The sequence below is a fragment of the Streptomyces sp. NRRL F-6676 genome, assembly GCF_000725625.1.
In the GTDB taxonomy this organism is placed as follows: domain Bacteria; phylum Actinomycetota; class Actinomycetes; order Streptomycetales; family Streptomycetaceae; genus Streptomyces.
The window spans coordinates 100,148-126,462 of record NZ_JOHS01000011.1 but is presented as its reverse complement, the minus strand read 5'-3'; the positions used below and the strand labels follow the sequence as shown (position 1 = coordinate 126,462).

Genomic DNA, 26,315 nt, shown 5'->3' with positions numbered 1-26,315 from the left:
GGACCGGTACCTGCACCACCTGCGGACGACCCCTGCCCCGCCCTCGGAGAAGCCGCAGACAGCCCAGAACCTGACGAAGCACTACTAGGAGCTGTCCGGTCGATCAGCGGCGTGCAGGCTGGTTGAGCGGCCCCACCAAGCGGGGCCCGGGGGCGGGAGAAGGTTGCCGTGGCGGCGCGCGGTCCAGGGACTACGGCATCCAATGGGTGGTAGGGCCGGGTTGCTGGTGCCATCCAGCCGCAGGAGGGGCAGGGAGCAATAGGACAACAGCGGATATGAAGGGAGTCACACATATATGCACGCAAACGTCGGTGACCTGGTGTACGTCTACAAGCATCAGGTCGGGCAAGAGGCCTACGCGGCCGAGATCATCGAGATCCGTGGGCAAGACGGGGCGCCGCCCTACTTGGTGATGTACCCCGACGGGCATCACGACCTGGTCTTCCCGGGTCCTGATGCCGTCATCAAGCCCAAGGTCTGATCCTGCGGTCCGGGCGACAGCTGCCCCACACCTGCCCCGAACGACGAAAGGGTCTGTGACCCAGCATTGCTGCTGGGTCACAGACCCTTTCCATCGTGTGGCGGCGCCAGGATTCGAACCTGGGAAGGCTGAGCCGGCAGATTTACAGTCTGCGCGAGGGTTGCCTCCCCACCTGCGCTTTGTCCCGACCAGGACTCACTCGCCCCACTCATGCCCCACTGCCAGGCGGTTCGTGCAGTGCCGACGGGAACACCACTCTGCCAGCCCCAGTGGCAACTACCGCCGCCCCACTCGGGGCCTCTGCCTCTGAAAGGGCGTTCCAGGCCGCGAGGGTCAGTCGACTCAGTTCCGGTATCCGTTGCGAATGAATGGCACCGCGGGAACGGCTACGCACAAGGTCACGAGGCTGCCAATCTCCGGCAGTGCGCCGCCGACGGCTGTTCAGCGGAGGAGCTGTTGCCAGTTGAAGTACGTGCTCCAGGGCAAGTCCGCAAACCGCTGACCCCATGGCTTCGACCTCCAACTGCTCGGTACGTGGTGCCTCGGAGAGCAGCAGCGGCCAACGGACCACAACCACCTTCTCCCAGACCTCGGGGGGCACAGTGTTGGCCAAGTGATGGCTCTCTCCCACTGGAAGGTCCCTCAAACGGCGTTCGGCCTCCTGCGTTTGCCCTACGTAGCAGAGCCCTGCGCCTGACGTGAACACTCCGTAGAGCACCGGGCCCGCAATGGCAGAACTGTCACCGCGTATCTCGGTCAGCAGGGTTCCCACTCGGTGAGCGAATTGATAGCGGAGCTCCTGCCACCGCGCTAACAGTGAGGTGTCGCCCAGCAGCGTCGCCAGCGAAGATCGCCAGGCACGACAGGCGTCCTCGAACGCTTGGTCACTCACAGCCCTTCCCCCCGAGCCCTGTCCACGCTCCGTAATCGTCACCCCCGGCCGTTGGCTACGGAACTGTAGAAACCGTCCACGTAAAGCAAGCTCGCCCAACCGTCTTCCACCTGCGGCTTTGCCCGCGCTTGCCATCGTACGGAACCACCCGGCAAGCGGAGCTATGGCTCCTGAGGCCACCCTGACTGGATGCCGACCAGCGTCGCCAGCAGACTCCAAGCGATTCGCATAACCGATGCAGCGCCTGGGCAGTGACGAACCACAGTGACCCTTCTGTAACTGAACGTAGAGTACGCAAGCGTCACTCTGGTACCTAATCTAGGGTCAGGGGGGAGGTGAGTTGCGTGTCTGTTCGCGTGCAGGTTGAGCCTGCGCTGTTGCGCTGGGCAGTAGAGAGGGCCGGCTGGTCGAGCGAGGTGATCAGCAGGCGCGTGCCGCGGTTTGACGCGTGGGTCGACGGTCGCATCCGCCCAACACTGAAGCAGTTGCAAGATTTCGCTGACGCAACACATACTCCAATCGGTTCGCTGTTTCTACCGAGCCCTCCAGAAGAATCCATCCCAATTCCGGACATGCGGACAATCAGAAATCAATCCGTATCCCGTCCGTCGGTAGACTTGCTCGACACCATTTATTCATGCCAGTCGCGACAAGAGTGGTATCGCGAATATGCCCACACTCACGGATATCCGGATCTGGAGTTTGTTGGTTCCGCTCGACTTTCGAACGAACCAACAGCCGTAGCTGCAAGCATCAGGCGACTGCTACGATTCGAAATCCAAGATCGCAGCTCTTTCACAACCTGGAAAGAGGCTTTGCGTGGGCTTATCGATCGAATCGAGAGCGCTGGCGTCCTGGTCATGGTGAACGGAATCGTGGGAGCGGACACTCACCGCAAGCTGAACCCAAGGGAGTTTCGCGGTTTCGCGTTGACCGATGCGATCGCGCCGCTGATCTTCATCAACGGAGCCGACACCAAAGCAGCGCAAATTTTCACCATGGTCCACGAGTTGGCCCACATTTTCCTAGGAGAGAGTGCCCTCTCTGACGCCGCTCTGGCAAAGCGGACAGACAACGACGCAGAACTATGGTGCAACCGTGTTGCAGCGGAAGCGCTTGTTCCTATGGCGGACCTGCGGAGGGAGTTCCGCGGCGACCCAACACTGCCCGAGTTGAGCCGCCTTGCCCGCCGCTACCGGGTCAGCACCCTCGTAGTACTAAAACGCATCTTCGACGGCGGGTTCCTGGCATGGGACGACTACCAGCAGCGTTATGCAGCGGAGTTGCGTAGAGTGATGGCTCTGCTAAAGGCTGGCGAAGGCAGTTCTGGAGGCGACTTCTACAATACCCACCCATTGCGACTCAGTCGCCAATTCGCCCGCGCCGTAATCACCGACACGCTTGAAGGTGGGACCCAGTTCAGGGATGCCTACCAACTGCTAGGAACCAAGAAGCACCAAACGTTTCAGAATCTCGTTGAGAAAATTGGAGCTGCTTGATGTATCTTGTTGACTCCAATGTGCTCATCGAGGCAAAGAATCGCTACTACGCCTTCGATATAGCGCCGGGATTCTGGACGTGGCTCGACTACGCTCACACAAATAACATCGTATGCAGCATTGAACCCGTCCGCGAGGAACTCATCGACGGAGATGATGAGCTAGCCACATGGGCGCGAAATCATGCCGGTTTTTTTCGACCGATCGATTCGGATACCACGTCACACTTCGGCCCACTCACCATTTGGGCCCAGTCAAAGAAGTACACAGCAGCCGCTCTCCAAGAGTTCCTGACCAATGCTGCCGACTTCTTCTTGGTCGCCTATGCGGCTGCTCACAGTCACATACTCGTGACTCACGAACAACCGCGCCCTGAAGCAAGAAAGCGCGTACTCATCCCCGACGCTTGCCAAGCCATGGGAGTCGGGTACGCAAACACCTTCATGATGCTCCGCAGCACCAATGTGCGACTCGACCTCCAGCTTCCCACAGCTTCATAAGACTGCTCTCCACTCATGTCGTAGCCACTGGGGCCCTCTAGCCGGACAAACGTCAGGTCCGGAAAGAACAAGTAGCCCGGAGGTGACGTGTCTCTGGTCCGCTACGCTGGTACGCACCACTTCAGAACGGAGAGTGCTCCGCGGATGGGACCGAAGACGGCCAAGGTTTACGAGACGCTTCGGGAGCGGCTCGCCGCAGGCGAGTACGCCGCTGGCGGCAAGCTCCCTTCGGAACGCGCGCTGGTTGAGGAACTCGGCATCGGTCGGACGGCACTGCGGCAAGTGCTGGCCCGTCTCGTTGCCGAAGGTGCGTTGGAGGTGCGGGGGCGCAGCTCATACCGGGTGCCGGGCGCTGTCAGCGTCGGGCGGCCGGAAGGAGTGGAGCCGTGGCAGATCCATGGTGAGCGCGACCTCTACGACAACCGGTGGGTCAAGCTCCAGCTCTGGGACGTGGAACCGCCCGGCATGGAGCCGTTCGAGCACCATGTCGTCAAGCTGCACCATGTCGCCGTAACCGCCGTCCTCGATGACCAGGACCGCGTACTCATGATGTGGCGGTACCGCTTCGTGCCCCAACAGTTCGGTTGGGAGCTCCCGGGCGGCATCGTCGACGCCGGTGAGGAACCGGCGGAGACGGCGCTACGAGAGGTCGTGGAAGAGACGGGGTGGCGGCCGAAGTCCCTGGAACACGTCGTCACGTATCAGCCCATGGTGGGCATGGTCGACTCGCCTCACGAGATCTTCGTGGGCCACGGGGCGGAGAAGGTAGGCGAGCCGACCGACCTCGAAGAAGCCGGCCACATCGAGTGGGTTCCCCTGGCAGACGTTCCGGGGCTCATGGCCCGCGGTGACCTCATGGGGTCCGGCACCCTCGTAGCCCTGCTCCACATCCTGGCCAACCGGCGCGCACAGGGGATCACAACCGCGCGCTGAGCATGTCGACGCGACGGCGCTGCCGCACCGAACCGGTGCGGCTCGCCAACAGTCGCGCCTGCCGCAAGTGGGTGTGCGCGTCGTCGTACTCGGCTCGCGTCAGGTGCGCGTGCGCCAGGTCCGTGTGCAGACCGGCCCGGGCCCGCACGAAGGTGGGGTCCATGGCTTCCAGCGCCCCGTACAGGCTCGTGACCGCGTCAACGTCGCCGAGCAAGGCGAGCACGTTGCCCTGCCATCGGGTGAGGTGGACGCCGTTCAGGAAGATGCTCAGCATGTCGGGGTCCCGGTCCTCCGGGCCCGGCGGGATCGTGTTCATGGCGGCGTCGAGTGCGCGCCGACAGTCGTCCGGCATGCCGGCGTACGCGCACATCTCCGCTTCCGCCGCGTACAGCCACGCCCGGAGCCGAGCGGAGCCGGACCGGCCGACAGTGCGCTGCGCGTCGCGGACCAGGTCGACCCCGAGCGCCGGCCGACCCGCCTCACAGAGCACGTACGCCTGTTCCGCCATGGCGTGCGCGAGGTACATGGGAGCCTCAGCATCGCGCGCCGCCCGCTTGGCCAGTTCGTAGTGCCGCCACGCTCTTTCGACCGCCCCCGAGTCGATTGCCTGCCACGCCGCGAGGGTCGACGCGCCCGCGAGGGCGAGCGCCACGGGCTGACGCGCGGCGGGCAGCACGGCGAAGTTGAGTGCGTCTTCCAGCGCGGCAAGGTGGCCCGTCATCTGGTCGACCAGACCGGCCGCACCCATCTGCCGGTCCATCGTGCGCAGTAGCTCGGTCTGGTCGTTGAACGCCTTGACCATGGGCGCCCCGACGCTGCCGGCCGCATCGATCCGGCTGAGCAGTTCGTCGTATCCGTCGGCCGACGGGACCGCCGGCGCTGGGCCGCTATCCCTCAGCTCCGCATCGGTGACCCCGAGCAGTTTCCGCAGGATGGCCGCGTAGCGGTCCGACAGGGTGCGCTTGCCGTTCTCCCACTCGGACACGTACACCCGCAAACTCGCGGTCGACGCGACGCCCGTGACGTTCTGCCGCGCGTACCGCTCGATCTCACGAACCAACCGCTCCTGAGACCAGCCGCGCGCCGTCCGCGCGCCTCGAAGTCCTGCGCTCACAGATCACCGTCCGGCGGTGGGTGCCTTCACTGACCCTCTCAGCATGCCGCACATTGCCGCAGGTCAACAGGCCTTAACAGGACCGAAGTTAAGCCTTGTTGGCTACCGACCGGCCCCCTCCGAGAGGTCTTCTGGAGAGGCACCGCAGCAGGGTGAACGCCTCCCGATTCGGCGAACCACCTTGACTCTGGCGCGCACCAGATGCAATCTACTGGTGCGCACCAGTTAACGGACTCGCGTCCGGGCTGTCGTGTGCATCAACGGGCGCCGCGTTCACGAACGCAGCGCCAAGGGGCCCGGGACAGAGCGGGCCGAGGGCGCACCCGACCCTTTGCACTCGGGAGGGCTTAGACCGAAAGGTCACATCTCCACACGCCTGAAACGGGAGCTCGTGTTCCCGAAGGAGACCTGTTCACCTCCGCTCTCACGCAATGAGAGACCCCATGTGCATACGACGAAGACCCAAGGCGCCGCCGGTACGGACCGGCCGTCGGCGCCTGTGCAGCACTTCGGTCCACCTCTGGCTTCGCAGCGCTGATGCTGCGCCGGCTGCCTCTCCCGCCCGTCCGTCCCGCGCTGTGAGCGTGAGGCCGTACGGGCGGGGGTGCGGGGAGTCGGGACAGTCCCGAACACACCAGCTCAGGAGGACACACGATGTTCCGTCGCACGTTCAGCAATTCCGCAGAGGCGGCCCGCGCCTGCCGGGCCGACATGGAAGCGGCCGACCGGGCCCGCAAGTGGGGCATGAAGGACAGCGAGCAGCACTGGCAGACCCGCTCCGATGAGGCGTTCAAGACCACTTACGCCCTGGCCAAGCAGGAAGCTGAACAGCGCAAGCGAGAAGCGAAGAAGGAAGCCGAGCGGCGCGCACGGGAGGCGGAGCGGCGCGAGACGAAGGAGCGCTGGGCCCGGGAGCGGCAGGAGCGGGAGCGAGCGCAGATGGAGGAGATGCGGGAGCGAGCCTTCAAGGGGCTGCCGTGGTGAGCGCGCCCGATTCGGCGGCCGTAGAGGGTCCCTGCGTGTTCTGCGCGATCGTCGCCGGCAGTGCCCCGGCGGACCTGGTACGGCGGTGGGACGACGTCGTCGCCATCCGCCCGCTGGCCCCGGTCACGCCGGGGCACGTGCTGGTCATCCCGCACACTCACGTCAACGACGTGGGACAGGACCCGGCGGTATCCGCCCGCACGATGGCATGCGCCGCGCTGCTGGCCGGGGCGCTGCCCGCCGCGAACGTCATCACGTCCAAGGGCGCCGTGGCCACACAGACCGTGTTCCACCTGCACGTGCACGTAGTCCCGCGCCACGCGGGAGACGAACTGCCGCTGCCCTGGACTCCGCAACAGATGCACGACCACGCCGCCTGAAACCGCGTCGGCTGCCTCTCCCACCCGTCCGCCCCATGCACCGCACAAAGGCGTACGGGTGGGAGCGCGGGGAGCCGAAGGGGTTCCACACGAGAGCGCCGCCCGGAGAGGCAACTCCGGACGGCGCGGTACAGGCACCTGAGATGGAGGCACCTGTGGTCACCAGTCTGACAGACGCCGAGCGGGCGGAGTTGGCCCGTAAGGCGGCTGAGGCGAACAAGCGCAGCGAGGACAACGCCCGTGCCCGGGGCGGCCGTTGATGGCTGCCGAGCACGAGCGCACCAAGCCGCCGCTGCCCGTTCGTCCGCCCCGTCCGCACCCGCACGCGGCCTGAACGGCCGCTGGTTCTACCGCCCCGATGGTCGCAGGCCGGGTTCGACTCCCGGCCGGGGCGCTTCGACCGCTTCCCCGCGGTCACACCGCGCGTCACCGCGCGGCCTCACTCCAACGGTGCGCGGTCCCGGTGCAGCAACACCGGGACCGCTGTTCGGGCCGTTGCCACCTTGCGAGAGGAACCACGACCCATGTCGGAAATCTTCGCACGTCAGATGGCTGCTTCGGTGGCCGTTGACGGTATCGACCGCGAGCCGACGGCCGCGGAGTTGGATGCCATCGAGCGGGAGATGCCGGTGATCCTGGCCGGCGTCGAGCTGCTCGACGCGCAGATCGTCACGATGGACCGGGCCCCGTCCGAGGTGGACGCGCGCCGGCTGCGCCGGGCCCGGCGCCGGGTGCTGTCCGCGCGGCGCGCGCTCGCCAACCGGGCTGCGGCCCCGCGGGGCGGTGCCGCATGAGGACTGCGGACATCGAGCGGGCGGCTGTGCCGCCGTTGACCCGCCCGGAAATGGGACTTGCCGGGCTCGGGGCGCTGGCTGCGGCCGGCGTCGGGGCGTTGGGGCTGGTGTCGTCGTTCGACGCGGTGTCGGCTGCGGCGGCGCGGTGGGGGTTCGCTGAGCCCTGGATGCTGCCTGTCGGTATCGACGTGGCCATTCCGGTGTTCACCGTGGCCAACTTGCTCTTGATCCGGCTGGACATGGCGCTTACGTGGGTCCGTTTCGTGCCGTGGGCGCTGACCCTGGTCACGTGCGGGCTGAACGTCGCGGCCGGACAGGGCATGTGGGCGAAGGTGGCGCACGGCACGATGCCGCTGCTGTGGGTTGTCTTCTCCGAGATCGGCGCGCACGTCTACGCCGTCCGCATCGGTGCCGCCACCGGCCGGCGGATGGAGAAGATCCGCCGCTCCCGGTGGCTGCTGGCCCCGGTGTCGACGTTCGCGCTGTGGCGGCGCATGACACTGTGGGAGGTCACCTCCTACGGCGTCGCGCTCGCCTGCGAGCGGGAACGGCTACTGGCCCGGGCGGAGCTGCGCGAGCAGTTCGGCCCGCTGTGGCGGTGGAAGACACCGCGGCGCGAGCGCGTAATGCTCCGCATGGGTGAGCTGGCCCCCGTCGACGTCAGCACCCCGGCCGCTTCCCAGTCGGCCCCGGTGGACGCTCCCCCAGTGCCCCCGGTCGAGCCGACGCCGTCGACCGAGGAGTCGAAGCCGCGCCCGCGTCGTCGTCCGACCGGCAGGGGCAAGAGCGCGGGCAAGACGCAGCGCACGTTCGAGGACACGTTGCGCGAGGCTCGCACGCTCACCGCCGATTGGGCGGACGCGGACGTGACCGCTGAGCGGCTGCGGACCACGCTGCACGTGTCGCAGGCCAACGCCCGTCGACTGCGCGACACGCTCAAGGCCGACCGCGCCGACACCGGCCCGGGCTCCGACCCCGCGCCCACGGCCGGTGTCGACGGCCCGGAGACGGCTCCGGAGCGCGAGGTTGCGGAGGTGGCCGCATGAGCACGCTCGCCACTCTCCTGCTGGCCACGCTGCCACTGGCCGCCGGTTGGCTCGCACACGTGCGGTGGCTGCATCGCTGCCTGAACACCGCGCGCCGGGACCCGCTCACCGGGCTGCGAACCCGCGACGGCTTCACTCGCCGCGCCACCGCCCTGCTGCGCGACCCGCGCGCCGTCGTCATCCTCGCGGACGTCGACCGCTTCAAATACATCAACGACACGTTCGGCCACGCCGTCGGGGACGCGCTGCTACAAGCGACCGCGCACCGGCTCGCCCACCACGTGGGCCGCACCGGGGTGGCCGGACGGCTCGGAGGGGATGAGTTCGCCGCCGTCCTGCTCGATGACGGCACCGCCGCTGACACGCTCGCCGTCCTGCATGCGGTGCTCGCCCGGCCGGTCGACGGCCAGGACCCCGCCGTCCGCACCACGGTCTCGCTCGGGTGGGTCCGCGCCGCCGACTTCCCCGGCGAGCAACTGCCTGCCCTGCTGCGCCGCGCGGACGAAGCGATGTACGCGGCGAAGCAGTCCCGCACTGGCGCCCGCCGCGCCGGCATGAGTCGGCTGTTCGCCACCCTGGCCGGGCGCCGCGCCGGCCGCCACGGAGCCCGCACCGACTCCCCCGTCGGCGCGGTCCCGGCGTGACGCGGCTGACGCTCGCCGACTGCTACGACCCGACCGGCGAGCGCTTCGGCCTGCCCACCTACCCGTGGAAACTCGCGCCCGACGGGTTGGCGACCCGTCGACAACTGCGCGCCCGCGGACTGCGCCCCGGCGGGCAGGAAATCGCCGCGCAGCTCCTGCGACCGCGCCGCCGGCGCGGCCCGCTCACCGCGTATCTGTACCGCGCCGACCTGGCCCTGCCCGTGCGTCCGATGACGCCGGGCCGGTGGGCCGCGCTCGCCGCTGCCAACAGCGCCCGCCGCACCTGCCCGCAGTGCCACCGGGACGCCGGATACGTCATCCCAACCGTGCTCGGCACCTGCGTGAGCTGTGCCAACTACGAGGAACAGCGCGCCGCTTGAGGGTGCCACGGCGAGCCCTATGGCTCGCCCGGCGCCTACTCGCCCCGTTCTCCCGGCGGGGTCCGTCCGCTCACCTTCCACAGCGCCGGACGGACCCCGCCTTTCCTCCCATTGGAAGGGACCCTCAGTGAAGCACCCCGACGACGACAATGAACTGTTCAACCGACTCGAAGCGGAGATGGCCACCGACTCTGGCGCCGAGGTAGTCGACCTCAACAAGGCCCGATCGGCGCGCGGCGAGTCGGCCGACCCGGCCGCCGACTCCCGGCCGACCGAGTCGGCCGCCCCGAACGCCGACCCGTCGGCCGACTCGGTCGGCTTCGACCCGCGCGGTGAGTCGGACGGTGAGTCGGACGGTGAGTCGGCCGTGATGGTCGACGGTCCGGCTCCGGCCGGTCCGGGAGTGATGGACCGGCTTCGGTCGGGGCAGCGGCGCGCGGTGATTCCCGCGTGGGCGAAGTCGAAGCCGGAGTTCGTCACTGCGGCCGGTTGGCTGGGTGGCTACGCCTGGCACACGACCGCGTTTCACGCGGTGCGGCTGCCCTGGTACTCCGCACGGCTGGCATTCCGGGCTCCGGCGGGGGTGTCGAAGTTCGTGGGCGGCGCCCTGCGGTGGGTGGCCGACACCGAGGGCGAGCCGTTGCGGCAGGTCGCGGCGCGGCGCGAGAACGTCGAGGAGTACCTGAAGCTGTCGCGGCAGCGCGACAACCGGGTCAAGCTGCGCGGCATCGTCATGCTGCTCGCCCTGATCACCGGCCCCGTGCTGGCCCTGGTGCTGTTCGTGCTCGCCCCGGCCTGGCTGGAGGTGCTGGCCCTGGCGCTGCTGACGGCCGGGTTCGGCTTCCTGGGAGCGCCGGCGGACAAGCCCGTCATCACGCGCGCCGTCGTCACCACGGAGGTGGAACGGCTCACCTCCAACATTGTCGAACGCGCGCTCGGCTCGCTCGGTATCGCCGAGATCAACAAGGCGCTCGGCAAGGGCGGGGAGGGCATCCGTTTCCCCGCGCCGATCACCCGTGACGGCCCCGGCTGGCGCGCTGATGTTGACCTCCCGTACGGGGTCACCGTCCCGGACATCCTCGACCGGCGGGAGAAGCTGGCGTCCGGTCTGCGCCGTCCGCTGGGCTGCGTGTGGCCGGAGCCGGTCCCGGAGGAGCACGCGGGTCGGATGGTGCTGTGGGTGGGGGACCGGGCCCTGAACAAGGTGCCCTCCCCTGCCTGGCCGCTGGCGCGTTCGGGGTCGGCGTCGCTGTTCAAGCCGCTGCCGTTCGGTACCGATCAGCGTGGCCGGAACGTCGACCTAACGCTGATGTACGACAACGTGCTGATCGGCGCCATGCCCGGCATGGGCAAGACGTTCTCCCTGCGTACCCCGCTGCTGGCCGCCGCCCTGGACGTCCTGGCGGAGCTGCTGGTGTGGGAGCTGAAGGGCACCGGTGACCTGGCGCCGCTGAAAAAGGTGGCCGCCGACTACGGTTCCGGGCCCGACGACGAGACGGCCGCCGCCGCGCTGGACTCCATCCGCTACGTGCACAAGGACCTGGAGCGCCGGGCCAAGGTCATCAGCTCCCTGCCCAAGGACAAGTGCCCGGAGAACAAGGTCACCCCCGCCCTGGCTGCCAACCGCTCGCTCGGACTGCACCCGCTCGTGCTCGCCATTGACGAGTGCCAGGAGCTGTTCGCGCACGAGAAGTACGGCAAGGAAGCCGGAGCGCTGTGCACGGCCATCATCAAGCGCGGCCGGGCCCTGGGGGTGATCCTGCTGCTGGCCACGCAGCGCCCGGACAAGGAGTCGCTGCCCACCGCGATCAGCGCGAACGTCGGTACCCGGTACTGCCTGCGGGTCATGGGCCAGATCGAGAACGACATGATCCTCGGTACCTCGATGTACAAAAACGGCATCCGGGCCACCTCCTTCACCCGCTCCGACAAGGGCATCGGCTACCTGGCCGGCGCCGCCGACGAACCGCAGATCGTGCGCGGCTACTACATCGACAACCCCGCCGCCGACGTCATCTGCGAGCGCGCCCGCAAGGCCCGCGCGGACGCGGGCACGCTGCGCGGCCTGGCCGCCGGGCAGGCCCCGGAGCGGCGCCAGGTGGCCGATCCGCTGCTTGAGGACATCCTTGCCGTCGTTCCGGCGGACGAGGCCAAACCGTGGAACGACGTCACCGTCGACCGGCTCGCCGAACTGCGCCCGGAGAAGTACGGGCCGTGGGGCGAGCTGGCCCCGGCCGACAAGGCGCGTCAGCTCACCACCGCGCTCAAGCCGTACGGGGTGAGCACCGGGCAGGTGGCCCGGCGGATCAACGGCAAGACCGTCAACCGCACCGGCTTCGAGCGCGCCCACATCGTCACCGCAATTGCAGAGCGTGACCGGAACCGGGACGCGGGCTGACGCCGGGAGACCTCTAGCGCTAGAGCGCCAACCCTCTAGCGCTAGAGGTCTTGCTAGCGGCCCACACCGCATCTGATCAGGCCGCTAGCCGATAGCGGCCCACCTGCGAAAACCCGCGAAACCCGCCCCGGGAGGGCCCTCGTGACCCCGATCCTGCTCACTATCGCACTCCTGCTCGCCGTCACCCTCGGTTACGCGAGTGTGTGTGCGGCCAGCCCGTTCGGCCCCTGCCGCAAGTGCCACGGCTTCGGCTTCCACGTCACCACCGACCGCAAGGGACGGCCCAAGCGCGGCAAGACCTGCCGCCGCTGCAAGGGCCACGGCAAGCGCATACGCGCCGGCCGCTGGCTCTACAACCGCGCCGCCCACACCTACCGCGCCGGAACCCGCTGACCCACCGAAAGGACACCACCGGCCATGGCCGTGACCATCTCACTCGCCCTGCTCTTCGGCGCCCTGCTCGCCCTGCTGCTGCGCACCCGCTCGCTCAGCGCCGGTTCCGCGTTCGTCGCCGTGATGTTCGGCTTCTACCTCGCTTCCACCGGCGCCGCCGACACCGTCAACCAGCTCATGAGCGCCGTCGTCACCGCGCTCCCCGACCTGTGAGGAGCACCGCCGTGAACGACCCGATACCGCCCGCCCTCACCCACCACCACACGCCGGCCGAAACCTACGCACCCGCCCCGGCGGCGGTCGAACTGGCCGCTGAGCGTGAGCTGGTGGTGTGGGTGCCCGACGCGTACGGGCGCATGGTCCCCATGCCCAAGCACCTCGCCCCCGCCCCCATCGTCCGCCCCGAGCCGCGCGACCTCACCCCGCTGCCCCTGCTCGACCCCGTCGCGCAGCGCTTCGTCGGCGCCGGGATCGGCGGCGGCGCCCTGGCCGCCGGCGCTGGCTACGGCGTGGGCGAGATCGTCAACGCCGCCGCCGGGGTCGGCTCCGGGGCGCTGATGTGGGCCGCGCTCGCGGTTCTCGCCTGGCGTCTGCCCGTGCGTGGGATCACCGGCGGACGCAACGGGAGCACGGTCAACATCCGCAAGGCCGTCATCAAGCGCAGCACCTTCAACGGCTGAGGGGGCGTGCGTGCGGTTCTACCTGACAACCCACAAACGCCATTGGATCCGCCTGACGGACGTGCCGCTGTTCTTGAAGTCCGAGCACTTCGCCGCCGCAGCCAAGCTGTATCCCGCCCGTGGCCCGTACGCAGTCGATTCCGGCGGCTTCTCGGAGCTCCAGCGCCACGGCCAGTGGACCCGCAGCCCGCGCCAGTACATCGCGGACCTGCGCCGCATCTGGGAATGCGTCGGCCCCTACGACTGGGCAGCACCACAGGACTGGATGTGTGAAGACCTCATCATCCACGGCGGCACCGCCGGCCCGCTCACCTTCGTGGGAACCCACCTCAGCGTGGCGGAGCACCAGCGCCGTACCGTCGCCAACTTCCTGGAACTGCGCTCCCTCGCACCCGACCTCCGCATAGCCCCGGTCCTGCAAGGCCGCACAGTCCCGGAGTACGAGCAGTGCGTAGAACTGTACGAGCGGGCCGGCGTCGACCTACGCGCCGAGCCGACCGTAGGACTCGGCTCCGTCTGCCGCTTGCAGTCCACCCGCCAGGGCGCCGCCATCGTCACCGCCATGGCCGCCCACGGGCTCAAACTGCACGGCTTCGGCTTCAAAATCCTCGGTCTGCAGCGCGTGGGGCACCTGCTCGCCTCTGCCGACTCCGCCGCGTGGAGCTCCCACGCCCGCTACCGGCCCCCACTGCCCGGCCACCCGCACAAGAACTGCGCCAACTGCCTCGACTACGCCCTGCACTGGCGCACCCGCCTTCTGGCCACCCTGCCGCCCTGGCAACAGCCCCTCCTCGACGCAGCCTGAAAGGCAGCCATGTTCGAAATCCGCATCATCTGCGAGTCCGACGACACCGACCGCGTCACCGCCGCACTCAGCGGCGCGTTCGCGGCCGGAACCGTCCGCCGGTACCCGGCCCGCGGCAGCGACCGCGTCCGCCTCTACCTCACCGCCGACCACCGCCCCGAGCCGGGACCGTGGCCCACCCCGGAAGACGCGTACGCGCTCGCCCCCAGCATGGTCCGCGAGATCGGATGGACCGCGCAGACGGCCGCCGACAAGCCGTTCGGCACAGAGCTGGGCCGTGAGTTCTGGCTTCGCAAGGCCGCGCTGTTGGACCGCATCGCGCTGAGCGACGAACAGGATGGCGCCCCCGGCGACGCGTCCGAGGTGGCCACCGAAGCGGCCCGCCGCCTCATCGAGCACGACCGAGGCGGCCCCGGCGACTACCACGGCGCCCCCTACTGGCCCGAACACCCGGCCACGGCCGCCGACCCCCGCGGCTACGTCCGCCAGGAATACGCCCACTGGGCCACGCACCACTAGCCACGCCCGGGGCGACCGCACCTCTCGCCAAAGACACGCGGTCGCCCCGGCCAACCAGTCCACAACAGACCTGTTGGAGGCATCCAGCATGACCCATGCTCACGGCGTGCCGCCGGAGGGCGGCAGCGTCAGCTTGTGCACCGGCTCCGGTGCACTGGACCTGGCCGTGGAAGCCGTCACCGGCCTGCCCGCGACCGTGGTCGCGGAGAAGGACCCGGCCGCCTCCCGGCTGCTGGCCGCCCGCCTGCCCCACACCCGCAACCTGGGAGACATCACGGCGGTCGACTGGCCCACCCTGTCCACCTCCCTGCCGCGCCCGGCGGCGCTGACCGCCGGTTTCCCCTGCCAGGACATCTCCAACGCCGGACCTCGGGAAGGGATCGCCGGTGACCGATCGGGACTGTGGAAAACCGTCGCCCGCGCCATTCGCCACCTTCGACCCCGACTCGTCTTCCTGGAAAACGTCGCCGCCATCCGAAGCCGCGGACTCGACGTCGTCGCCGCCGACCTGGCCGCGATCGGGTATGACGCGCGGTGGATGTGCCTACGCGCTGGTGATCCCGAAGTCGGAGCCTGCCACCGGCGTGACCGCTGGTTCGCCCTCGCGTATCCCGCTGCTGAAGACCCCCACCTCGCAGTTGAGCCGCAACGGCGGCCCGCAGCACCCGGACAAGCGCCGCGCCGGGGGGCACGGGCCCACGCTGGAGGACGAAGTGGTCTTCTTGCTGCCCCCGACCGAGGGCTGAGGCTGCTGCCCACCCCGGCCGCCGCCGACGGGACCGGCGGCCCCGGCACCTCCCCCAAGCGCAAGGGCGGCATGAACCTGCGCACCGCCGTCACCCTGCTGCCCACCCCGGCGGCCCGTGACTGGAAGTCCGGCGCCTCCAACCTGGTCGGCACCAACTCCCGGCCGCTGAACGAGGTGGTGGTCAACCTCCTACCCACGCCCAGGGCGTCGGAGGGGCGTTGGGTGGCCACCAACGGCACCGACTACGGACCCGCCATCCGCCGCTGGGAAACCATCCTCGGACGCCCCGCCCCGGAGCCGACCGAGCCCGGCACCAAAGGCAACCGCCGCCTGTCCCCGGCATTCGTCGAATGGATGATGGGCGCCGATACCGGCTGGGTCACCGGCACGGACCTGAACCTGTCCCGCTCCGACCAGCTCAAGATCCTCGGCAACGGCGTCGTCATCCACCAGGCCGCCCACGCCTACCGCGCGCTGCTGGCCACCCTCACGGCCGAAGCCATGGACTGCGGCCCGTCCCAGCTCGCGCTGGACATTGCATGAACACGCCCGGGGCGACCGCACCTCTCGCCAAAGACACGCGGTCGCCCCGGCCAACCAGTCCACAACAGACCTGTTGGAGGCATCCAGCATGACTCAACGCTCCCCCATCCGGCGAGCGCCCGGCCGGCCACCGTTGGCCGTCGCACTCGGACTGGCCGCCGTCGGCGTGCCCGTGCTGCCGTTGCGCGAGGGCAAGGTGCCGTTCGGCAACTGCCGCCGGTGCGCGCAGAACGCGTGCGGCGGCCGGCCGAACATGAAGACGCCGGGCCCGTGCCGCTGCCCCGGCCTGTGCCACGGGTGGGCCGCCGCGACCGCCGACCTGGACACCCTCACGTCCCCGACATGGACGGCCGCATGGCGGCGGGCCGCCTGCGTCGCCTACCACCCCGGCGCCGCCGGGCTGACCGTGGTGGACCTGGACAACCGGGCGGCCGTCGACTGGGCACGGCAGAACCTCCCCGCCACGCGGACCGTGCCGACGACGCGCGGTGAGCACTGGCTCTACCGGGGCGCCATGCCGTCGCACAACGCCGTGCGCCCCGGCGTCGACCTCAAGTCGACCATGGCCTACGCCCGCTACCTCGGACCCGGCACGGGCGCTCTGGCCGCCCTGCCGGACGCCGTCCGCCAGCTGGCCGTGAAGGAACTGCCGACGGCCCGCCCGGCGCCGGCGGTCACCGTACCCGCGGGGGCCGGCGGCGACTGTCCTCACCGCTCGCCCGCCTACCTCGAACGCGGCATCGTCATGGCCGAGCAGCGCATCACCGAAGCCAGCACTGCGGTGCACGCGACCGTCTACCGGACGTTCCTCGCGGTGCTGTCCGCGCACGGCCGGTGCGGCTGCCTCACCGACGCCCACGTTGCCCGGCTGTTCGCCGCCGCGCAGTCCAAGGGCGAGACGGCCCGGCACTGCACCGACGCGTGGGTCAACGCCCGCACCCGGTTGGGGTTGTGATCCGTGTCCGACGACGACAAGAACCCGGCGCGCGAGGTCATCGCGGACTACGCGCAGAGCCACTTCCGGTACTTCCGCACCGCTGACGGCACCGTGTACGCGCAGAGGAACGGCCACCCCGTGGCCCGCCCGATCCGTTCCCAGGGCACGACGGGAAGCCACCGGCAGGAACTCATGGTCGGACTGTTCCGCGACGGACACGGCGTCTTCAACGGCACCGCCTTGAAGGAGGCACTCGACTTGATCGAAGCCTTGGCCCTGAGTCAGGACGTACAGCCCGTGCACATCCGCGTTGCGCCCGGGTTCGACGGGGCGACGTGGTTGGACCTGGGCCGCGACGACGGACAGTCCGTCCGCATCCACCCCACCGGATGGGACATCCGCACCCCGGACCCGGCAGAGGTGTGCTGGCGCCGTACGCAGCTCACGGGCGAGTTGCCCACGCCGGTCAAGGACACCGACGGCAAGGGCATCGATCTCCTGCTGAGGCTGTGCAACTTCGCCACCGCCGAGACCGAGTGCCTGGCCCTCGCGTGGCTGGTCGGCTGTCTCGGTCCGTCCGTTCCTGTCCCCGCCCCGTTCCTCACCGGCCCCCAGGGCGCGGGCAAGTCGACGGGCGGCCGGATGCTCGTACGGATCATCGAGGGCATGAGCGGGGACCTGCGACGGGCCCCCAAGGACGAAGAGAACCTGATCGCGGCCGTGGCCGCCGGATGGGTCACCGCCCTGGACAACCTCTCCCACCTCGCTCCCGACCTGTCCGACGCGATGTGCTGCATCGTCACCGGGGCCGAGACCGTCAAGCGTGCCCTGTACACCGATGGGGACGTGGTCCGCGCCCGCTACCGCCGCCCCCTGTTGCTCACCGGGATCGACGTGGGCGTGATCCGGCCCGACCTTGCCGAACGGCTCCTTCCTCTGCGGTTGGAGCGGCCCAAGCTCCGGCGCACGGAAGCGGAGCTGTGGGCGGAGTACGCACAGGCCCTGCCCGTGATTCTCGGCTCTCTGCTTGATCTCACGGTCAAGGTGCGTGCGGCGGAAGCGGACATCCCGACCGACCTGCGGATGGCGGACTTCGCGCACCTGTGCGCGCAGCTCGACGCAGCCACCGGGTTCGGTGCGCTCGCCGCCTACCGGGCCAGTCTGGATGACCTCAACGACGACGTCATCGAGGGTGACCTGCTGGCGCAGACGGTGCTGAAGTACGCCGCCGGCCTCGCGCCGGGGGCAGAGGAGCGCATGACCTCTGCCGAGTGGCTGCACGCCCTCACGGGCCTCTACGCGGGCGAGGAGTGCCGCCCCCTTCCCAAAGGCTGGCCGACCACCGGCAAGGTGCTCTCGGACCGCCTCAAGCGTCTACAGCCCACCCTCGCCGCCCGGGGCGTACTCGTTGACTGGGGGCGCACCAAGGCGGCGCGGTACATCGAGATGGCGCGGCCCCCGGCGCCGCCCCCGCACGAGCAGGAACCGGCGTTCTGACCGCCCGCACGCCCGCCACGGACACAAGCAAGAAGAGCACCCGCGCACGGCGTGCTCTTCTTGCTGTCCGGGCGGCGGCGCCGCCCTGCAACGGTCGCGCCGCGAAGCGGCTCCTTCTTCACGTTCTGAGCCGCGCACTACAACAGACACCACCCTCTCTCTTGTCCGAAGAGAAGAGACCCTGCGTCACCTGCGTCACCCACGGACGGCAAACGGCCCGTGAGCTGCCGAGAGTGCGGTGACGCAGAAGGGCGGCGGCTGCGTCACCTCGCGTCACCCGCGTCACCCCGGTGACGCGCGCCTGTGTCACCGATGACGCACCTCGGTACCCCCTGCGTCACTCAAACCCGCAGGTCACGAGCGTGAATGACGCAGATGACGCGGTGACGCAGAAATCCGCACCTCGGACACACGCGGACGCCCCCGGAGTCCGCTCTCCCTCCCCAGCGAACCCTGACAAGGAGTCCTTGCCTTGGCCACCCCCAAGATGCTCAAGCTCCCCGAAGTCCTCGAAGAGATCGAGATGAGCCGCGCCGCCTTCTACCGCATGCGCGCCCGTGGCAAGGCACCCAAGCTCATCAAGCTCCCGAACGGGCACCTCCGTTGCCGCCGCAGCGACCTTGACGCGTGGTGGGAGCGCTGCGAGCAGGACGCCGCATAGCGCGAAGAACAACTCAGCAACGACCCAAGGGGCCCGGCTCATGCCGGGCCCCTTCCCACAGGAAGGCCCCCGATGGGGAAGACGTACGACGTTCGGATTTGGTCCGTCCGGCAGCGGAAGGACCGGGGGCAGAGTTCCGCCGAACTGCGCTGGAAGACGGGCGACACCCCGCACTCCCAGACGTTCCGCACCAAGACGCTGGCCGATGGCCGACGGGCCGAGTTGCTGCGGGCGGCCCACGCCGGCGAGCCGTTCGACGAGTCGACGGGGTTGCCGCTCGCAGAGCTGCGAGAGCGCGACGACGTCAGTTGGTACCGCCACGCCCGCGAGTACATCGAGATGAAGTGGACGCACTCCCCCGGCTCCACTCGCCGGACGCTCGCCGAAGCGATGGCCACGGTCACGCCCGCTCTGGTCAAGGACACCAAGGGAATGGCCGACCCCCGGACGGTGCGGACGGCTCTCTACAGTTGGGCGTTCAACGTGAGCCGCCGCAACGAGGAACCGCCGGCCGAAGTGGCGAAGGTACTCGACTGGTTCGAGCGTAAATCCCTGCCCACCTCCGCCCTGGCCGACCGCATGCGAGTGCGCGCGGCTCTGGAAGCCCTGACCAGGAAGTTGGACGGCACGACCGCTTCCGCGTCGACCATCCGGCGGAAGCGGGCCATCTTCCATAACGCGCTCGGCTACGCCGTCGACGCCGGCCGCCTGACGGACAATCCATTGCCACAGGTGCAGTGGAAAGCTCCTGAACAGGTGTCGGAGGAATTGGACCCCGCCTCTGTTCCCGATCCCCGGCAGGCTCTCGCCCTGCTCGATGCCGTGCGGACACAGAGCGCCCGGGGGCGCCGTCTCGTGGCGTTCTTCGGCTGCATGTACTACGCGGCGGCGCGGCCGGCGGAAGTCATCGGATTGCGTCTACAGGACTGCGACCTTCCCCGCCGTGGGTGGGGGACGCTTCGGCTCCGAGAGACCCGCCCGCGGTCCGGGTCCGCATGGACGGACAGCGGTGAAGCGCACGACCGGCGCGGCCTCAAGCACCGGCCCCGGAAAGCGGTCCGCGCGGTGCCGATTCCGCCGGATCTCGTGGCCCTGTTGCGCTGGCACGTCACGGCGTACGGCACGGCTCCCGACGGCCGGCTGTTCCGGACCGCGCGGGGCGGGCTCGTCCAGGACACCGGGTATGGGGAGGTGTGGGCAGAGGCTCGCGCCCGTGCGCTCACCCCCGCTCAGCGCGCGTCGCAGTTGGCCAAGCGTCCCTATGATCTTCGTCATGCGGCCGTGTCGACGTGGTTGAGTTCGGGTGTTGAGCCGCAGGTCGTTGCCGCGCGCGCCGGGCACAGCGTGGCCGTGCTGTTCCGGGTCTACGCGAAGTGCCTGGACGGTGCCGCCGCCACGGCGAACGCGCGCATCGAGCAGGCGCTGAGGAACGGCGGTTAGGGGCCCGGACGCTGCCCCACGTCTGCCCCACACGGGCTGGTCAGCACGCGAGTCAGGGTGAGACACACCGGGAAATACCGCTCAAAAGGGCTGCGTGCTCCCCGGGAACGACGAAAGGGTCTGCGATCAGCATTGCTGCTGGTCACAGACCCTTTCGGTCGTGTGGCGGCGCCAGGATTCGAACCTGGGAAGGCTGAGCCGGCAGATTTACAGTCTGCTCCCTTTGGCCGCTCGGGCACACCGCCGGGGTGATCGCCGTGGAGGCCGCTCGTGCGGTGCTCCGTGGCAACGACGTAAACGATACCTGATGCAGGGGGGTGCTCCGCCACTCGGTTGATCAGTACCGGGGGTGCCTCGGGTGACTAGGCTTATGCGGATGCGGCCCCGGTCCGCGGCGCGTGCCGGGACCGTCGCGTACGCCCCCGATCCACCCGATACAAGGAGCCACAGGACATGGCCGACTCCAGTTTCGACATCGTCTCGAAGGTCGAGCGGCAGGAGGTCGACAACGCCCTCAACCAGGCCGGCAAGGAGATCTCCCAGCGCTACGACTTCAAGAACGTCGGCGCCTCGATCGCCTGGTCCGGCGAGAAGATCCTGATGCAGGCGAACTCCGAGGAGCGGGTGAAGGCCATCCTCGACGTCTTCCAGTCGAAGCTGGTCAAGCGCGGGATCTCGCTCAAGGCGCTGGACGCCGGCGAGCCGCAGCTCTCCGGCAAGGAGTACAAGATCTTCGCCTCCATCGAGGAGGGCATCTCCCAGGACAACGCCAAGAAGGTGGCGAAGATCATCCGTGACGAGGGGCCCAAGGGCGTGAAGGCCCAGGTGCAGGGTGACGAGCTGCGCGTCAGCTCCAAGAGCCGGGACGACCTCCAGGCCGTCATCGCCCTCCTCAAGGGCAGGGACTTCGACTTCGCACTTCAGTTCGTCAACTACCGGTGACGCGGATCCTCGGCCGCCGGTGAGGGCCGGTGGCCTTCGGCCGCCGGTGAACCGGGAGAGGGCGGGCGCCCCCTGCGCGGGGTGCCCGCCCTCCGGCGTGGTCCGTGCGTGCTCAGCGGCGGGAGTCGCCGAACAGGATGCGGTAGACGATCAGCAGCACCAGGGAGCCGCCGATCGCCGCCGCCCAGGTGGCGCTGTCGAAGAAGTTCTTGGTGATCGTGTGGTCCAGCCACCGGGCGGAGATCCAGCCGCCGATGAAGGCGCCCGCGACGCCGATGAGGGTGGTGCCCACGAAGCCGCCCGGGTCCTTGCCCGGGAGCAGGAACTTGGCGATGGCTCCCGCCAGCAGCCCCAGAATGATCCAGCCGACAATGGTCATGCCCTCAGCCTGCCTCTCCGCGCTGTGCCTGTGCTGTGCCCGCGCCGTGGAGTCGCGTCCCGGCCGGGTGCGGTTGTCTCGGGCCGCCCTGCGTCTTCCCGCCTCGTGCCTGCGACGTGGTGCTCTTGTCGGGGAGGACGGTCTCCGCCGCGTCCGCGGTTGCAGTCGGCGCCCGGCCGTCGCCCGTGCCGGCGGCGTCCGGTGTGCGGGTGCCGTCAGCGCGTCGCGAAGGGCTGGTCCGTGCAGACGATCTCGCGGCCCAGCGGCACCAGGGAGACGGGTATGAGCTTGAAGTTGGCGATGCCGAACGGGATCCCGATGATCGTGAGGCACAGCATGACGCCGGTGACGATGTGGGCGAGCGCCAGCCACCAGCCGGCGAGCACCAGCCACAGCACGTTGCCGACGCAGGACGGGGCGCCCGCGTCGCGCCGCTCCACCGTCGTATAGCCGAACGGCCACAGCGCGTAGACGCCGATACGGAACGCCGCTATACCGAACGGGATGCCGATGATCGTGATGCAGAGCAGTACGCCGGCGAACAGATAGCCCAGGAACAGCCAGAAGCCGCTCAGTATCAGCCAGATGACGTTCAGAATGGTCTTCACCGCTGTCGACCTGCCATTTGTTCGAGTCGGGTGATGCGCTCCGCCATCGGCGGATGGGTGGAGAACAGTTTCGAGAGCCCCTGACCGGGCCGGAACGGGTTGGCGATCATCATATGGCTGGCCGTCTCGATGCGCGGCTCGGGCGGCAGCGGGAGCTGCTTGGTGCCCGTCTCCAGCTTGCGCAGGGCGCTCGCCAGGGCCAGCGGGTCGCCGGTGAGCTGGGCGCCGGAGGCGTCCGCCTCGTACTCCCGGGAGCGGCTGATGGCGAGCTGGATGAGGGTGGCGGCGAGCGGGCCGAGGAGCATGATCATCAGCATGCCGAGGAGGCCGGGTCCGTCGTCGTCCTCGGAGCGGCCGATCGGGATCAGCCAGGCGAAGTTGACCAGGAACATGATCACGGAGGCGAGGGCGCCCGCGACGGAGGAGATCAGGATGTCGCGGTTGTAGACGTGGCTCAGTTCGTGGCCGATCACGCCGCGCAGCTCCCGTGCGTCCAGCAGGCGCAGGATGCCGTCGGTGCAGCACACCGCGGCGTTGCGCGGGTTGCGGCCGGTGGCGAACGCGTTGGGGGCCTCGGTGGGCGAGATGTACAGGCGGGGCATGGGCTGGCGGGCCTCGGTGGAGAGTTCGCGCACCATGCGGTAGAGGGCGGGGGCCTCGAACTCGCTGACCGGGCGGGCGCGCATCGCGCGCAGGGCGAGCTTGTCGCTGTTCCAGTACGCGTACGCGTTGGTGCCGAGGGCGACCAGGACCGCCACGATCAGGCCGGTGCGCCCGAAGAGCGAGCCGATGACGATGATGAGTGCGGACAGCCCCCCGAGGAGAACTGCGGTCCTGATCCCGTTGTGCCGGCGGTGCACGGTACGCCCTCCAAGTCGTGCGGCAGGGGAACCCTTTGTCTGGGGATGCTGTCGACGGATGCTGTTGACGCCACTTCTCAGTGGATCCTCCCGGTCTGGTCAACGCCAGACGGGGTGGGCGAGTTCCCTTGTGCGCGCGGGGGCGTACCCGTGGCGTACGGGTGACGCGTCAGAACAGCCCGGTGTCGGAGAAGCGCAGGACCAGCTGGGGGGCGCCGGACAGGGCGATGCCGACGACGCCGGTGAGGGCGAGCGCGGCGGTGAGCGGGGCCGGCAGCGGGTGCCGTACGGGGTCGCCGTCGGGGGCGCGGAAGAGCAGCGCCGTCCACTTCAGGTAGTAGAAGAGGGCGATCACGACGTTGACGGCCATGACGACGGCGAGCCAGCCGAGGCCCGCGTCGACGGCCGCGGAGAACACGGTGACCTTGGCGAACAAGCCGATGACGCCCGGGGGCAGTCCGGCCAGGCAGAGCAGGAAGAAGGCCAGCAGCAGCGCGGTGAGCGGGTTGGTGGCGTACAGGCCGCGGTAGTCGGCGACGCGGTTGCGGGCGTGGGCGCGGCCGACGAGGGCGGCGACGGCGAAGGCGCCGAGGTTGACGGCCGCGTACATGAGGGCGTAGGCGACGGTCGAGCCGACGGCGCGGTCGGTGTCCTTGGAGTAGGCGGCCGCGGCGATCGGCACCAGGAGGTAGCCGGCCTGGCCGACGGAGGACCAGGCGAGCAGGCGTACCGCGCTGTACGCGCGCGTGGCGCTCTGCCGCAGGGCGCCGACGTTGCCGACGGTCATGGTGAGCGCGGCGAGGGCGGCGAGCGCGGGGCCCCAGACGTCGGCGTACGAGGGCAGGGCGACGACGGTGACCAGGATGAGGCCGGTGAAGCCGACCGCCTTGCCGACGACCGACAGATAGGCGGCGATCGGCAGGGGCGCGCCCACATAGGTGTCGGGCACCCAGAAGTGGAACGGCACGGCGGCGGTCTTGAAGGCGAAGCCGACCAGGGTGAGGACGACGCCGGCCTGGGCGAGGGTGTGGAACTGGCCGTCGACGTGCTGGACGCGGCCGGCGAGCTCGGTGAGGTAGAGGGTGCCGGTGGTGGCGTAGAGGAAGCTGATGCCCATGAGGGTGACGGCCGTCGCGGTCACCGAGGAGAGGAAGAACTTCAGGGCCGCCTCGGAGGACTTCCGGTCGCCGTGGCGCAGGCCGACGAGGGCGAACGCGGGCAGGGAGGCGACCTCCAGGGCGACGACGAGGGTGGCCAGGTCGCGGGAGGCGGGCAGCAGGGCGGCGCCGGCGGCGGAGGACAGCAGCAGGAACCAGTACTCGCCCTCGGGCAGGCCGCGGTCGGAGTCCTTGAGGGCGGTGACCGAGAGCAGCGCCGCGAGGAGGGCGCCGCCGAGGACGAGGAACTGGATGACGAGGGTGAAGGTGTCCACGGTGTAGCTGCACGCGCGCGTGGAGCCCTTCATGCAGAAGGTGGCGCGGTCGCCGTCCAGGAGGGGCAGCAGCAGGAGGCCGGCGGCGGCGAGACCGGCCACCGAGACCCAGCCGAGCAGGGGCTTCCTGGACTCGGTGAGGAAGAGGTCGGCCACCAGCACGACGAGTCCCACGGCGGCGGTGAGCACGGTGGGCGCGAGCGCGAGCCAGTCGACGGACTGGACCGCGGAGGCGGCGAGGGGACTCATCGGGTGCCTCCTGCGAGGAGCTGCTGCACGGCCGGGTCGGTCAGGCCGAGGAGGGCCTTGGGCCACAGGCCGGCGACGACGGTGAGGACGACGAGCGGGGTCCAGGCCGCGAACTCGAACGTGTGGACGTCGGCGAGTGCTGGGGCCTCCTGCGGTACGGCGCCCATGCAGACGCGGCGGACCACGACGAGCATGTATCCGGCGGTGAGCAGGGTGCCGAACGCGGCGATCGCCATGAAGGTGAGGAAGGCGGGGCGGCTGAGGCCTGCGGCCGGGTCGAACGCCCCGAACAGCGCGAGCATCTCGCCCCAGAACCCGGCGAGCCCGGGCAGGCCGAGGGAGGCGACGGCGGCGAAGGCGAGCAGTCCGCCGAGCCGGGGCGCCCGGCCGTAGAGCGCGGCTCCGGCGCCCTTGGCGAGGGTGTCGAGGTCGATGGTGCCGGTGCGGTCCTTCACCCCGCCGACCAGGAAGAACAGCAGGCCGGTGATGAGGCCGTGGGCGATGTTGGCGAAGAGGGCGCCGTTGACGCCGGTCGGGGTCATGGTCGCGATGCCGAGCAGCACGAAGCCCATGTGGCCGACGGAGGAGTAGGCGATCAGGCGCTTGAGATCGCCCTTCGCGCCCCGCCGGGCCAGCGCGAGGCAGGCCAGGGAGCCGTAGATGATCCCGGCGACGGCGAGGGCGGCGAGGTAGGGCGCGAAGGTGTGGAATCCGTGCGGCGCGATGGGCAGCAGAATGCGGACGAACCCGTACGTACCCATCTTCAGCAGGACACCGGCCAGCAGGACCGAGCCGACGGTGGGCGCGGCGGTGTGCGCGTCGGGCAGCCAGCTGTGCAGCGGCCACATTGGCGTCTTCACCGCGAGCCCGATCCCGATCGCCAGAACGGCGATGACCTGCACGGATGCGGAGAGTGACCGGCCGTTGTCAGTGGCGAGTGCCATCATGTCGAACGTGCCCGCCTTGAGCCCGATCAGGAGCAGGCCGAGCAGCATGATCACGGATCCGAGCAGGGTGTAGAGGATGAAGCGCCAGGCGGCCCGGGTCCGGTCCGCACCGCCCCAGCGGGCGATGAGGAAATACATCGGGATGAGCACGGTCTCGAAGGCGAGGAAGAACAGCACCAGGTCGAGAACGGCGAAGGTGGCAAGGGTGCCGCCCTCGAGCAGGAGCAGCAGGGCGACGAACGCCTTCGGGGACGGGCCCGCGGGCAGCTTGAAGTAGGAGTAGAGCGCGCAGAGGAAGGTCAGCAGCGCGGTCAGGACCAGAAGGGGGAGGGAGATGCCGTCGACGCCGAGGTGGAGGCGCACGTGGAGTGCGGGGATCCAGCTGATGTCGGTCGTGGCCTGCATCTTCGACGGCTGGTCGTGGTCGAAGCCGAGCGCGAGGACGATCGCCGCGATGAGGACGGCGCCGGTCACGGTCACACCGTGCCGCAGCACGGCCTGCTCGGGTGACTTCCCCTTCAGTCCGGGGGGCGCCGGCAGGAGGGCGGCGAGCGCCCCGAGGAGCGGGGCGACGACGAGGAACGCCAGAAGGAACTGCATCACGGACTCGCTGATATCGATCACGCCTGC

28 protein-coding genes and 2 tRNA genes are annotated in these 26,315 nt (G+C 69.4%); 22 read left to right on the top strand and 8 right to left on the bottom strand.

What is annotated here, in order from left to right:
- Positions 1–295 precede the first annotated feature (295 nt).
- Complete coding sequence (locus IO29_RS11360; protein WP_030382319.1) at positions 296–481, top strand: DUF1918 domain-containing protein; 186 nt, start codon at positions 296–298, stop codon at positions 479–481.
- Between the two features lie 98 nt (positions 482–579).
- On the opposite strand, the gene IO29_RS38480 is transcribed toward IO29_RS11360, so the two are convergent.
- Positions 580–660 (bottom strand) — tRNA-Tyr (locus tag IO29_RS38480).
- Between the two features lie 1,057 nt (positions 661–1,717).
- Here IO29_RS38480 and IO29_RS11355 point away from each other — a divergent pair.
- The 3 genes from IO29_RS11355 (at position 1,718) to IO29_RS11350 (ending at position 4,305) form a co-directional block, all read left to right on the top strand.
- Positions 1,718–2,872, top strand: coding sequence for an ImmA/IrrE family metallo-endopeptidase (locus IO29_RS11355; protein WP_030382320.1), 1,155 nt, complete (start codon positions 1,718–1,720; stop codon positions 2,870–2,872).
- A complete protein-coding gene (locus IO29_RS36495; RefSeq protein WP_078618481.1) occupies positions 2,872–3,372 on the top strand; it encodes a DUF4411 family protein in 501 nt (166 codons plus the stop codon). Before IO29_RS11355 ends, IO29_RS36495 begins: the two co-directional genes overlap by 1 nt.
- Before the next feature lie 144 nt (positions 3,373–3,516).
- Positions 3,517–4,305, top strand: a complete 789-nt coding sequence (locus tag IO29_RS11350; RefSeq protein WP_078618482.1) for an NUDIX domain-containing protein — start codon at positions 3,517–3,519, stop codon at positions 4,303–4,305.
- Here IO29_RS11350 and IO29_RS11345 read toward each other — a convergent pair.
- A complete protein-coding gene (locus IO29_RS11345) occupies positions 4,289–5,296 on the bottom strand; it encodes an NsdA family TPR-like regulatory protein (RefSeq protein ID WP_030382321.1) in 1,008 nt (335 codons plus the stop codon). The two genes, IO29_RS11350 and IO29_RS11345, sit on opposite strands and share 17 nt — an antisense overlap.
- 777 nt (positions 5,297–6,073) lie before the next feature.
- Here IO29_RS11345 and IO29_RS11340 point away from each other — a divergent pair.
- From IO29_RS11340 to IO29_RS11260, 17 genes are all read left to right on the top strand, one after another.
- Positions 6,074–6,403: a hypothetical protein gene (locus tag IO29_RS11340; protein ID WP_033225098.1), complete on the top strand. Its 330-nt coding sequence runs from the start codon at positions 6,074–6,076 to the stop codon at positions 6,401–6,403.
- Positions 6,400–6,783, top strand: coding sequence for an HIT family protein (locus tag IO29_RS11335; protein WP_199806855.1), 384 nt, complete (start codon positions 6,400–6,402; stop codon positions 6,781–6,783). Before IO29_RS11340 ends, IO29_RS11335 begins: the two co-directional genes overlap by 4 nt.
- A 524-nt stretch (positions 6,784–7,307) precedes the next feature.
- Positions 7,308–7,577, top strand: coding sequence for a DUF6284 family protein (locus IO29_RS11330; protein ID WP_030382323.1), 270 nt, complete (start codon positions 7,308–7,310; stop codon positions 7,575–7,577).
- Positions 7,574–8,623 carry a DUF2637 domain-containing protein gene (locus IO29_RS11325; protein WP_030382324.1) on the top strand — a complete coding sequence of 350 codons (1,050 nt, stop codon included), beginning with the start codon at positions 7,574–7,576 and terminating at the stop codon, positions 8,621–8,623. The genes IO29_RS11330 and IO29_RS11325 overlap by 4 nt, the downstream gene beginning before the upstream one ends.
- On the top strand, positions 8,620–9,267 hold the full coding sequence (locus IO29_RS11320; RefSeq protein ID WP_030993916.1) for a GGDEF domain-containing protein: 648 nt from the start codon (positions 8,620–8,622) through the stop codon (positions 9,265–9,267). Before IO29_RS11325 ends, IO29_RS11320 begins: the two co-directional genes overlap by 4 nt.
- Complete coding sequence (locus IO29_RS11315; protein WP_030382326.1) at positions 9,264–9,647, top strand: RRQRL motif-containing zinc-binding protein; 384 nt, start codon at positions 9,264–9,266, stop codon at positions 9,645–9,647. The genes IO29_RS11320 and IO29_RS11315 overlap by 4 nt, the downstream gene beginning before the upstream one ends.
- A gap of 127 nt (positions 9,648–9,774) precedes the next feature.
- A complete protein-coding gene (locus IO29_RS11310) occupies positions 9,775–12,045 on the top strand; it encodes a cell division protein FtsK (protein WP_030382327.1) in 2,271 nt (756 codons plus the stop codon).
- 141 nt (positions 12,046–12,186) lie between these two features.
- Entirely contained in the window at positions 12,187–12,438 is a 252-nt protein-coding gene (locus tag IO29_RS11305; RefSeq protein ID WP_030382328.1) for a hypothetical protein, read from the top strand.
- A 24-nt stretch (positions 12,439–12,462) separates the two neighbouring features.
- Positions 12,463–12,651 (top strand): hypothetical protein, encoded by a 189-nt coding sequence (locus IO29_RS11300; RefSeq protein ID WP_030382329.1) that lies wholly within the window; start codon positions 12,463–12,465, stop codon positions 12,649–12,651.
- A gap of 11 nt (positions 12,652–12,662) precedes the next feature.
- Positions 12,663–13,118, top strand: coding sequence for a hypothetical protein (locus tag IO29_RS11295; RefSeq protein ID WP_033225097.1), 456 nt, complete (start codon positions 12,663–12,665; stop codon positions 13,116–13,118).
- A gap of 10 nt (positions 13,119–13,128) precedes the next feature.
- Positions 13,129–13,923: a deazapurine DNA modification protein DpdA family protein gene (locus IO29_RS11290; RefSeq protein WP_030382331.1), complete on the top strand. Its 795-nt coding sequence runs from the start codon at positions 13,129–13,131 to the stop codon at positions 13,921–13,923.
- A gap of 9 nt (positions 13,924–13,932) precedes the next feature.
- On the top strand, positions 13,933–14,442 hold the full coding sequence (locus tag IO29_RS11285) for a hypothetical protein (protein WP_030382332.1): 510 nt from the start codon (positions 13,933–13,935) through the stop codon (positions 14,440–14,442).
- 88 nt (positions 14,443–14,530) lie between these two features.
- Complete coding sequence (locus IO29_RS11280; RefSeq protein WP_030993915.1) at positions 14,531–15,733, top strand: DNA cytosine methyltransferase; 1,203 nt, start codon at positions 14,531–14,533, stop codon at positions 15,731–15,733.
- A gap of 88 nt (positions 15,734–15,821) precedes the next feature.
- The gene (locus IO29_RS11275; protein WP_051707478.1) at positions 15,822–16,688 is read left to right on the top strand and encodes a bifunctional DNA primase/polymerase; all 867 of its coding nucleotides are present in this window, start codon (positions 15,822–15,824) and stop codon (positions 16,686–16,688) included.
- Positions 16,689–16,691: 3 nt separating this feature from the next.
- Entirely contained in the window at positions 16,692–18,167 is a 1,476-nt protein-coding gene (locus IO29_RS11270; RefSeq protein WP_030382335.1) for a hypothetical protein, read from the top strand.
- A 472-nt stretch (positions 18,168–18,639) separates the two neighbouring features.
- The gene (locus tag IO29_RS11265) at positions 18,640–18,828 is read left to right on the top strand and encodes a helix-turn-helix transcriptional regulator (protein ID WP_030382336.1); all 189 of its coding nucleotides are present in this window, start codon (positions 18,640–18,642) and stop codon (positions 18,826–18,828) included.
- Between the two features lie 72 nt (positions 18,829–18,900).
- Positions 18,901–20,268 (top strand): tyrosine-type recombinase/integrase, encoded by a 1,368-nt coding sequence (locus tag IO29_RS11260; protein WP_030382337.1) that lies wholly within the window; start codon positions 18,901–18,903, stop codon positions 20,266–20,268.
- A 163-nt stretch (positions 20,269–20,431) separates the two neighbouring features.
- Here IO29_RS11260 and IO29_RS11255 read toward each other — a convergent pair.
- Positions 20,432–20,513: transfer RNA gene (locus IO29_RS11255), tRNA-Tyr, on the bottom strand.
- Positions 20,514–20,721: 208 nt separating this feature from the next.
- Between IO29_RS11255 and IO29_RS11250 the strand changes: the two genes are divergently transcribed.
- Entirely contained in the window at positions 20,722–21,210 is a 489-nt protein-coding gene (locus IO29_RS11250; protein ID WP_030382338.1) for a YajQ family cyclic di-GMP-binding protein, read from the top strand.
- A gap of 112 nt (positions 21,211–21,322) precedes the next feature.
- Here the strand turns inward: IO29_RS11250 and IO29_RS11245 are convergent, their stop codons facing one another.
- The 5 genes from IO29_RS11245 to IO29_RS11225 form a co-directional block, all read right to left on the bottom strand.
- Positions 21,323–21,589, bottom strand: coding sequence for a GlsB/YeaQ/YmgE family stress response membrane protein (locus tag IO29_RS11245; protein ID WP_030382339.1), 267 nt, complete (start codon positions 21,587–21,589; stop codon positions 21,323–21,325).
- Positions 21,590–21,804: 215 nt separating this feature from the next.
- A complete protein-coding gene (locus IO29_RS11240; protein ID WP_030382340.1) occupies positions 21,805–22,197 on the bottom strand; it encodes a YccF domain-containing protein in 393 nt (130 codons plus the stop codon).
- On the bottom strand, positions 22,194–23,057 hold the full coding sequence (gene htpX, locus IO29_RS11235; protein WP_030382341.1) for a zinc metalloprotease HtpX: 864 nt from the start codon (positions 23,055–23,057) through the stop codon (positions 22,194–22,196). The genes IO29_RS11240 and htpX overlap by 4 nt, the downstream gene beginning before the upstream one ends.
- A gap of 169 nt (positions 23,058–23,226) precedes the next feature.
- Positions 23,227–24,738, bottom strand: a complete 1,512-nt coding sequence (locus tag IO29_RS11230; protein ID WP_030382342.1) for an NADH-quinone oxidoreductase subunit N — start codon at positions 24,736–24,738, stop codon at positions 23,227–23,229.
- Complete coding sequence (locus IO29_RS11225; protein WP_030382343.1) at positions 24,735–26,309, bottom strand: complex I subunit 4 family protein; 1,575 nt, start codon at positions 26,307–26,309, stop codon at positions 24,735–24,737. The genes IO29_RS11230 and IO29_RS11225 overlap by 4 nt, the downstream gene beginning before the upstream one ends.
- Between the last annotated feature and the right edge of the window lie 6 nt (positions 26,310–26,315).

Coding starts and splice junctions, on each gene's coding strand:
- IO29_RS11260 (WP_030382337.1), top strand. CDS start 18,901: ATGGGGAAGACGTACGACGTTCGGATTTGGTCCGTCCGGCAGCGGAAG.
- IO29_RS11285 (WP_030382332.1), top strand. CDS start 13,933: ATGTTCGAAATCCGCATCATCTGCGAGTCCGACGACACCGACCGCGTC.
- IO29_RS11300 (WP_030382329.1), top strand. CDS start 12,463: ATGGCCGTGACCATCTCACTCGCCCTGCTCTTCGGCGCCCTGCTCGCC.
- IO29_RS36495 (WP_078618481.1), top strand. CDS start 2,872: ATGTATCTTGTTGACTCCAATGTGCTCATCGAGGCAAAGAATCGCTAC.
- IO29_RS11275 (WP_051707478.1), top strand. CDS start 15,822: ATGACTCAACGCTCCCCCATCCGGCGAGCGCCCGGCCGGCCACCGTTG.
- IO29_RS11350 (WP_078618482.1), top strand. CDS start 3,517: ATGGGACCGAAGACGGCCAAGGTTTACGAGACGCTTCGGGAGCGGCTC.
- IO29_RS11325 (WP_030382324.1), top strand. CDS start 7,574: ATGAGGACTGCGGACATCGAGCGGGCGGCTGTGCCGCCGTTGACCCGC.
- IO29_RS11330 (WP_030382323.1), top strand. CDS start 7,308: ATGTCGGAAATCTTCGCACGTCAGATGGCTGCTTCGGTGGCCGTTGAC.
- IO29_RS11280 (WP_030993915.1), top strand. CDS start 14,531: ATGACCCATGCTCACGGCGTGCCGCCGGAGGGCGGCAGCGTCAGCTTG.
- IO29_RS11250 (WP_030382338.1), top strand. CDS start 20,722: ATGGCCGACTCCAGTTTCGACATCGTCTCGAAGGTCGAGCGGCAGGAG.
- IO29_RS11320 (WP_030993916.1), top strand. CDS start 8,620: ATGAGCACGCTCGCCACTCTCCTGCTGGCCACGCTGCCACTGGCCGCC.
- IO29_RS11340 (WP_033225098.1), top strand. CDS start 6,074: ATGTTCCGTCGCACGTTCAGCAATTCCGCAGAGGCGGCCCGCGCCTGC.
- IO29_RS11360 (WP_030382319.1), top strand. CDS start 296: ATGCACGCAAACGTCGGTGACCTGGTGTACGTCTACAAGCATCAGGTC.
- IO29_RS11245 (WP_030382339.1), bottom strand. CDS start 21,589: ATGACCATTGTCGGCTGGATCATTCTGGGGCTGCTGGCGGGAGCCATC.
- IO29_RS11230 (WP_030382342.1), bottom strand. CDS start 24,738: ATGAGTCCCCTCGCCGCCTCCGCGGTCCAGTCCGTCGACTGGCTCGCG.